Source organism: Cognatishimia sp., assembly GCF_964229375.1.
GTDB lineage: Bacteria > Pseudomonadota > Alphaproteobacteria > Rhodobacterales > Rhodobacteraceae > Cognatishimia.
In genome coordinates this window covers 1-5,180 of the sequence record NZ_CAXREH010000080.1, presented here as the reverse complement: position 1 = coordinate 5,180, position 5,180 = coordinate 1, and the positions used below count along the sequence as shown (strand labels likewise).

General features: G+C 55.9%; 6 protein-coding genes. All 6 read left to right on the top strand.

The features are described from left to right. The coding region (locus ACEQWH_RS06285; RefSeq protein WP_370228961.1) for a hypothetical protein at positions 1 to 1,077 on the top strand (1,077 nt) is incomplete at its 5' end. 117 nt (positions 1,078 to 1,194) lie between these two features. Next, on the top strand, positions 1,195 to 2,052 hold the full coding sequence (locus tag ACEQWH_RS06280; RefSeq protein WP_370228960.1) for an ATPase: 858 nt from the start codon (positions 1,195 to 1,197) through the stop codon (positions 2,050 to 2,052). Between the two features lie 45 nt (positions 2,053 to 2,097). Then, on the top strand, positions 2,098 to 3,042 hold the full coding sequence (gene metA, locus ACEQWH_RS06275) for a homoserine O-succinyltransferase (RefSeq protein ID WP_370228958.1): 945 nt from the start codon (positions 2,098 to 2,100) through the stop codon (positions 3,040 to 3,042). Position 3,043: 1 nt separating this feature from the next. Then, a complete protein-coding gene (locus tag ACEQWH_RS06270) occupies positions 3,044 to 3,991 on the top strand; it encodes an alpha/beta fold hydrolase (RefSeq protein WP_370228956.1) in 948 nt (315 codons plus the stop codon). Positions 3,992 to 4,031: 40 nt separating this feature from the next. Then, positions 4,032 to 4,901 carry a polyphosphate kinase 2 gene (ppk2, locus tag ACEQWH_RS06265; RefSeq protein ID WP_370228955.1) on the top strand — a complete coding sequence of 290 codons (870 nt, stop codon included), beginning with the start codon at positions 4,032 to 4,034 and terminating at the stop codon, positions 4,899 to 4,901. After that, positions 4,894 to 5,180, top strand: a 287-nt coding sequence (locus ACEQWH_RS06260; protein ID WP_370228954.1) for a TetR/AcrR family transcriptional regulator, incomplete at its 3' end; no start/stop codon positions are given. The genes ppk2 and ACEQWH_RS06260, both read left to right, overlap by 8 nt.

The following is a 5,180-nucleotide window of genomic DNA, read 5'->3' as shown; positions in this document are numbered from 1 at the left end:
ACAGGCGCACTTTCGCTTACTTTGATGGCGACGACAGCGATGGCTGGCGGCGTCGAACGCTCAAACCAATCGGTGGCTGCGTTGTTTGCGGACGGTAACCAGATCACGTTTTCATTGGGTCGGGTTCAACCGAATGTAACTGGTAACCTTCTTGCCAATGGATCCGTCAGTGGTGACATGGGTGGCGACTACACTCAGGGTGGCTTTTCCGCAAAGATGGACATCGGCGAAAAGTTGAGCTTCGCGCTAATTCAAGATCAACCCTATGGTGCAAGCGTGGATTACACGGGTGCAACATTTGTCGCAGCTCCTCCTGCGCCAAGTAGTGCGCTGAACTATCCCTTTGTTGGCACGACCGCTACGATCACATCTAAATCCACGACTGGTATTCTGCGCTACTCGATGGATAACGGCGTCAGCGTATACGGCGGTATTAGACGAACCTCGATCAGCGCTGCAGCGGCAATCACACCAGTAATGTATGTGCTAGACAGCGCAGAAGGCAGCGGCGGCGGCTACCTTGCCGGGGTTGCGTATGAAATGCCGGAAATTGCGCTTCGGGTGTCGTTAACGTATAACTCTTCGATCGATATGACCATGGCGACCGTGGAAAACGGCGGCACAAACAGCTCTACACAGATTTCCACACCAAAATCCTGGCATCTCGAGGCCCAAAGCGGCATCGCAGAAAACACCTTGCTCTTTGGTAGCGTGCGCTGGGTAAACTGGTCAGCCTTTTCCTTCTCTCCAACCAACTATCCAGCGAACCCGCTTTTGTCGTATTCCGACGATTCCTACACTTACACTCTTGGGGTGGGTCGGCGTCTGAATGAGAACTGGTCCGCGTCGGTGTCTGCCCGTCACGAATCCGCAAAAGGCGGGCTGGGCACGAACCTGTCGCCGACAGATGGCTCCACGGGTGTCACCCTTGGTGCACGGTACGAACAGGACGGGTTCTCGATTTCGGGTGGTCTGAACTACACGTGGCTTGGCGACACAACCACTGACACGATTGGCGCGACTTTTGCGAACAACTACGTAGTCGGCGCTGGCCTAAGTGTTGGGTACAACTTCTAAGCCCTGCATAACGATCTTCGCGAAAACCCCGCCAGACCGGCGGGGTTTTTCATTTCTGTATTTGACGCCCTGCCCCTGCGCAGCTACGAGAATCCAAACAGCAATTCAGGCCGGGTCATGATCTATAAATCCGCTTCCGACTGGCGCGCGGCGCGCCACAAACGTGTTACGCTTTTCGCCATGTCCGGGCTGGGCAAGACCTATGTGTCTAACCTGTTGCGCGCCACGGGGGACTGGTTCCACTATTCCGTCGATTACCGCATTGGCACGCGCTACATGGGCGAAGCGATTGTCGATCACGCCAAATCCGAGGCCATGACCGTGCCGTATCTGCGCGAGCTGTTGCTGAGCGACAGTATCTACATCGGCAACAATATCACCTTCGAAAATCTGGCCCCCCTGTCGGCCTATCTGGGCAAACCGGGAGATCCGGCGAAAGGTGGCGTGCCGTTTGATGAGTACATGCGCCGCCAAGAGCTGCACCGCGCGTCCGAAATCGCGGCAACACTGGACACCGCGCATTTTATCAAACGCGCCCAGGATCTTTATGGCTATGGCAATTTCATCTGCGATACCTCTGGTTCCATTTGCGAGGTGGTCGATCCTGAAAACCCGGAAGATCCGGTGCTGAAAACCCTGTCTGAAGATACGCTCTTGGTCTGGATCAAGGGCTCCAACGCCCATACAGAAGAGCTGATCCGCCGCTTTGATCGCGCGCCTAAGCCAATGTATTATCAGCCAAACTTCCTCAGAAACGCCTGGTCCGAATATCTGACCGAGCAAGATTGTCGCGAAGATGACGTTGATCCAGACGCCTTTGTACGCTGGACATATGCCCGTGCCTTGGCCGCGCGCCAGCCACGCTATCAGGCCATGTCGAACTGGGGTATCACGCTGGAGGGCAACGACGTCGCCAAAGTCAAATCTGCGTCAGACTTTGAAACTCTTATCGAAGCCGCTCTTGAGGGTGCCTAGCGTCTGCACTAGTTAAAGAAATCCGCAATACAGGAATTTTGTCCAATGCCTATCAAACTGCCATCCCACCTGCCTGCCTTTGACGTGCTTTCGCGCGAAGGCGTGATGGTGATGTCGGAACGGCAAGCCGCACGGCAGGACATCAGACCACTGCGCATCGGACTGTTGAACCTGATGCCCAAAAAGATCCAGACGGAGAACCAGTTCGCGCGCCTTATCGGGGCGACGCCCTTGCAGATCGAATTCTCGCTGATCCGCATGAGCGAACATCAGACAAAGAACACCGCCGCAGCGCATATGGAAGAGTTCTATCGACCCTTCTCCGAGGTCAAAGCGACCGGCGAAAAGTTTGATGGGCTGATCATCACCGGTGCGCCGATCGAGCACTTGTCTTTTGAGGACGTCACCTATTGGGACGAGCTCTGCGAGGTCTTTGACTGGACGCAGACCCATGTGCATTCAACGCTTGGCGTCTGTTGGGGCGGCATGGCTATGATTAACTATTTCCATGGTGTCAAGAAACACATCCTGAGAGAAAAGTCCTTTGGCTGTTTCCGTCAAAAGAACCTTGCACCCTCAAGCCATTATTTACGTGGTTTTTCAGATGATTGCGTCATTCCGGTCAGCCGCTGGACCGAGATGAAGCAAGATGAGATCGACGCGGTCGAGGGACTTGAAACACTGCTTGGCAGCGATGAGTCCGGCCCCTGTCTGGTCGAGGATAAAGCAAAGCGTGGCCTCTATATCTTCAATCATTTTGAATATGACTCGGGCACCCTGAAGCAGGAATACGACCGCGACGTCGAAGCCGGCACGCCGATCAACGTGCCGATGAACTATTACCCTGACGATGATCCAAGCCAAGAGCCGACCAACCGCTGGCGCAGCCACGCGCATTTGCTTTATGGCAACTGGGTGTCCGAACTCTACGAGACCACCCCGTTCGACATCAGCAAAATCGGAGAAAAGACCACAGACCTAAGGGGATAGAATGCGCATACTGTTGATTTTCGCACTACTGATTGCGGCATTTGTGGCCGTGACACTGTGGCGCGCCGCGCGAAATGAAGCGGCCTCAGAGCTTCATGCGCCCCCTCTTGGTCAGATCGTCGAAGTAGACGGGCATCAGATCCACGCATTGGTCAAGGGTACGGGGCCCGATCTGGTGTTGATCCACGGCTCTTCGGGCAATCTGCGCGATTTTACTTTTTCCTTGGTGGATCAACTCAGCGATCGGTATCGCGTGATCGTCTTTGATCGCCCGGGGCTCGGCTATTCCGATCCGGTCAATCCAAAGGGCGCATCGATCTTTGAGCAGGCCGCAGTTCTGCAAAAAGCCGCCGCACAGCTTGGAGCCGAAAAACCAATCGTTCTGGGCCAAAGCTATGGCGGCTCTGTGGCGCTGGCCTGGGCTGTGGATCATCCCGACGCGCTGTCCGCACTTGTTACCCTCGCAGCGCCGGGCAAGCCTTGGGACTCTGCCTTGCCCCGCCTTTATGTGTTGAACTCGCATCCTCTGTGGGGGCGTCTGTTGCCGCCCGTCATTTCGGCATGGATTTCACCGCAACGCGTCGCCCGCGAAGTTGAGGCTGTCTTCACACCGCAAGCCGCCCCAGAAGGATATGCCGAGCACTTTGGAACCGGATTAACTTTGCGTCGCAAGTCCTTGCGTGCAAATGCACTTCAACGTGCGCATCTTTTGTCAGAGATCGACATTCTCAGCCCGCGTCTGGCCGAGATTTCTGTGCCCATGCAAATTCTGCATGGCGATGTGGACACCACGGTCAGCTTGGATATCCATGCCCGTCCAATGGCGACAGAGATCTCGACAGCAGAACTCTCGATCTTACCGGGCATCGGACATATGCCGCACCACGTCGCCCAGAGCGACGTTCTTGCGGCAATCGACAGGGCCGCGACACGCGCCGCATTGCGCTAGGCGCTTGGGATCGCCATATTAGAAAAAATGGAGAGATTTCATGCAGCTGCCCTTTGACGGCGCGATCAGCGACTATCATCAAAATCTCGCACCACAAGAGGTGCGCGACGCGATCAGATCGGCCAGCAAATCCTCTGTGCTGGATCCAAGCTATCCGCATGACAGCCGCATGGCACGCAAAGCCTATGAGGCCGAGTATGACGCCCTACAGATCGAGCTGGTCAAATTGCAAGCCTGGGCCAAGGAAAGCGGCGCGCGTCTTGCCATCGTTTTTGAGGGGCGCGACGCAGCGGGCAAAGGCGGTACCATCAAGCGGTTCCGCGAGAACCTGAACGCGCGTGGCGCGCGGGTCGTTGCTCTGTCAAAGCCCACTGAACGCGAACAGGGTCAATGGTACTTTCAACGCTATATCAAACACTTACCTACCGCGGGCGAGATCGTCTTCTTTGATCGCAGCTGGTACAATCGAGGTGTTGTGGAAAAGGTCTTTGGCTTTTGTGACGATGCACAGCGCGCCCAGTTCTTCAGCCAAGTCCAGGGGTTTGAAAAAATGCTCGTGGATGAGGGCATCCTGCTGGTGAAATTCTGGCTGAATGTCGGACGCGCCGAACAATTGCGCCGTTTTCTGTCTCGCGAAAGCGATCCGCTCAAGCAATGGAAACTAAGCTGGATTGATGTCGAAGGCCTGAAAAAATGGGACGACTACACAACCGCCATTGGCGAGACGCTGACCGCATCTGACAGCGCTGCAGCCCCGTGGACCGTGATACGTTCTGATGACAAACGCCGGGCCCGTCTGGCCGCGATCCGGCACGTTCTGGGACGTATCGACTATGATCGTAAAGACGCTACCGCCATCGGGCCTCAGGATACAAACATCTGCGGAGGCATAGACATCTGGAATGCCTAAACGCGGCTATCACCACGGCAACCTGCGCCAAGCGCTGGTCGAGGCTGCCCTCAAGCTTGTCGAGGCCAAAGGCCCGACGGGTTTTACCTTGTCAGAGGCGGCAAAAACCGCGGGCGTCACCCCGGCTGCGGTCTATCGCCACTTTGAAGGGCGCGAGGATCTGATCGCCGAAGCCGCCCGCCAAGGCTATGAAATCTTTGCAGATCTCATGCAATTTGCCTACGACAAAGGCCAGCCTTCGGCCCTCGCCTCCTTTGAGGCAACAGGCCGCGCCTATCT

Bases quoted from the DNA above. Each gene is read 5' to 3' on its own strand.
- ACEQWH_RS06280 (WP_370228960.1), top strand. From the start codon at position 1,195: ATGATCTATAAATCCGCTTCCGACTGGCGCGCGGCGCGCCACAAACGT.
- metA (WP_370228958.1), top strand. From the start codon at position 2,098: ATGCCTATCAAACTGCCATCCCACCTGCCTGCCTTTGACGTGCTTTCG.
- ACEQWH_RS06270 (WP_370228956.1), top strand. From the start codon at position 3,044: ATGCGCATACTGTTGATTTTCGCACTACTGATTGCGGCATTTGTGGCC.
- ppk2 (WP_370228955.1), top strand. From the start codon at position 4,032: ATGCAGCTGCCCTTTGACGGCGCGATCAGCGACTATCATCAAAATCTC.